The organism is Rheinheimera muenzenbergensis (assembly GCF_036984005.1).
GTDB lineage: Bacteria > Pseudomonadota > Gammaproteobacteria > Enterobacterales > Alteromonadaceae > Alishewanella > Alishewanella muenzenbergensis.
Map to the genome: position 1 here is coordinate 1 of NZ_JALAAR010000036.1, position 2,941 is coordinate 2,941.

Consider the following 2,941-nt stretch of genomic DNA (forward strand, 5'->3'; position numbering starts at 1 on the left):
GTTATGCACACTGTATCTTAAAACATCTTGGGCGTTGTATGGTTAAGCCTCTCGGGCAATTAGTATGAGTTAGCTTAACGTGTCACCACGCTTCCACACCTCACCTATCAACGTTGTGGTCTCCAACGACCCTTTAGTAGACTCGAAGTCTAAGGGATGACTCATCTTGTGGCCGGCTTCCCGCTTAGATGCTTTCAGCGGTTATCCGTTCCGAACGTAGCTACCGGGCAATGCCATTGGCATGACAACCCGAACACCAGCGGTTCGTTCACTCCGGTCCTCTCGTACTAGGAGCAACTCCACTCAATCATCCAACGCCCACGGCAGATAGGGACCGAACTGTCTCACGACGTTCTAAACCCAGCTCGCGTACCACTTTAAATGGCGAACAGCCATACCCTTGGGACCGACTTCAGCCCCAGGATGTGATGAGCCGACATCGAGGTGCCAAACACCGCCGTCGATATGAACTCTTGGGCGGTATCAGCCTGTTATCCCCGGAGTACCTTTTATCCGTTGAGCGATGGCCCTTCCATACAGAACCACCGGATCACTATGACCTACTTTCGTACCTGCTCGACGTGTCTGTCTCGCAGTTAAGCTGGCTTCTACCATTACACTAACCGTACGATGTCCGACCGTACTTAGCCAACCTTCGTGCTCCTCCGTTACTCTTTAGGAGGAGACCGCCCCAGTCAAACTACCCACCAGACACTGTCCGCAATCCCGATTCAGGGACCTACGTTAGAACATCAAACATACAAGGGTGGTATTTCAAGGACGGCTCCATCAGAACTGGCGTTCCAACTTCAAAGCCTCCCACCTATCCTACACATGTAGGGTCAATGTTCAGTGCCAAGCTATAGTAAAGGTTCACGGGGTCTTTCCGTCTAGCCGCGGGTATACGGCATCTTCACCGCAATTTCAATTTCACTGAGTCTCGGCTGGAGACAGCCTGGCCATCATTACACCATTCGTGCAGGTCGGAACTTACCCGACAAGGAATTTCGCTACCTTAGGACCGTTATAGTTACGGCCGCCGTTTACCGGGGCTTCGATCAAGAGCTTCGCTTGCGCTAACCCCATCAATTAACCTTCCGGCACCGGGCAGGTGTCACACCCTATACGTCCTCTTACGAGTTTGCAGAGTGCTGTGTTTTTAATAAACAGTTGCAGCCAGCTGGTCACTGCGACTCTTCGCTGCTTACGGAGCAAGTCCTTCACAGCAAAGAGCGTACCTTCTCCCGAAGTTACGGTACTATTTTGCCTAGTTCCTTCAGCCGAGTTCTCTCAAGCGCCTTGGTATGCTCTACCTGACCACCTGTGTCGGTTTAGGGTACGGTCACCAATACCTGAAGCTTAGAGGCTTTTCCTGGAAGCATAGCGTTAGCAACTTCGTCACCGTAGTGACTCGTCTCGTATCTCAGTCTTAGCGGCCCGGATTTTCCTAAGCCACCAACCTACGTACTTTCACGCGGACTACCAACGCCGCGCTTGCCTAGCTTTCTCCGTCCCCCCATCGCAGTATTGGCCGGTACAGGAATATTAACCTGTTTCCCATCGACTACGCCTTTCAGCCTCGCCTTAGGAGCCGACTCACCCTACCCTGATTAGCATGGGATAGGAACCCTTGGTCTTTCGGCGGGGAAGTTTTTCACTCCCCTTATCGTTACTCATGTCAGCATTCGCACTTCTGATACCTCCAGCCATCCTCCCGGATAACCTTCGCAGGCTTACAGAACGCTCCTCTACCACTTGTGCAAGCACAAGTCCGCAGCTTCGGTGAATGATTTAGCCCCGTTACATCTTCCGCGCAGGCCGACTCGACTAGTGAGCTATTACGCTTTCTTTAAAGGGTGGCTGCTTCTAAGCCAACCTCCTAGCTGTCTATGCCTTCCCACATCGTTTTCCACTTAATCATTACTTTGGGACCTTAGCTGGCGGTCTGGGTTGTTTCCCTTTTCACGACGGACGTTAGCACCCGCCGTGTGTCTCCCGAGTAGTACTCATTGGTATTCGGAGTTTGCATGGGGTTGGTAAGTCGGGATGACCCCCTAGCCCAAACAGTGCTCTACCCCCAATGGTATTCGCTCGAGGCGCTACCTAAATAGCTTTCGAGGAGAACCAGATATCTCCGAGCTTGATTAGCCTTTCACTCCGATCCACAAGTCATCCCCATCTTTTTCAACAGATGTGGGTTCGGTCCTCCAGTTAGTGTTACCCAACCTTCAACCTGCTCATGGATAGATCGCCCGGTTTCGGGTCTACACCCTGCAACTATTCGCCCAGTTAAGACTCGGTTTCCCTACGGCTCCCCTATTCGGTTAACCTCGCTACAGAATGTAAGTCGCTGACCCATTATACAAAAGGTACGCAGTCACACCACGAAGGTGCTCCCACTGCTTGTACGTACACGGTTTCAGGTTCTATTTCACTCCCCTTACAGGGGTTCTTTTCGCCTTTCCCTCACGGTACTGGTTCACTATCGGTCAGTCAGGAGTATTTAGCCTTGGAGGATGGTCCCCCCATGTTCAAACAGGATACCACGTGTCCCGTCCTACTCGTTTTCATTACTAAAGCATTGTCGTGTACGGGGCTATCACCCTGTATCGCTGGTCTTTCCAGGCCATTCCACTAACACCTTAATAACTTAAGGGCTACTCCGCGTTCGCTCGCCGCTACTAACGGAATCTCGGTTGATTTCTTTTCCTCGGGGTACTTAGATGTTTCAGTTCTCCCGGTTTGCCTCCCAACACTATGTATTCATGTTGGGATAGTGCATAAATGCACTGGGTTTCCCCATTCGGATATCTGCGGGTCTAACGCCTCTTACCGGCTTCCCACAGCTTTTCGCAGGTTAGTACGTCCTTCATCGCCTCTGACTGCCAAGGCATCCACCGTGTACGCTTAGTCACTTAACCATACAACCCCAAAATGTCTT

1 rRNA gene is annotated in these 2,941 nt (G+C 51.5%); it reads right to left on the minus strand.

Annotated features, from left to right (window positions below):
• Positions 1 to 38: 38 nt before the first annotated feature.
• A 23S ribosomal RNA gene (locus MN202_RS20315) occupies positions 39 to 2,921 on the minus strand.
• Positions 2,922 to 2,941 lie beyond the last annotated feature (20 nt).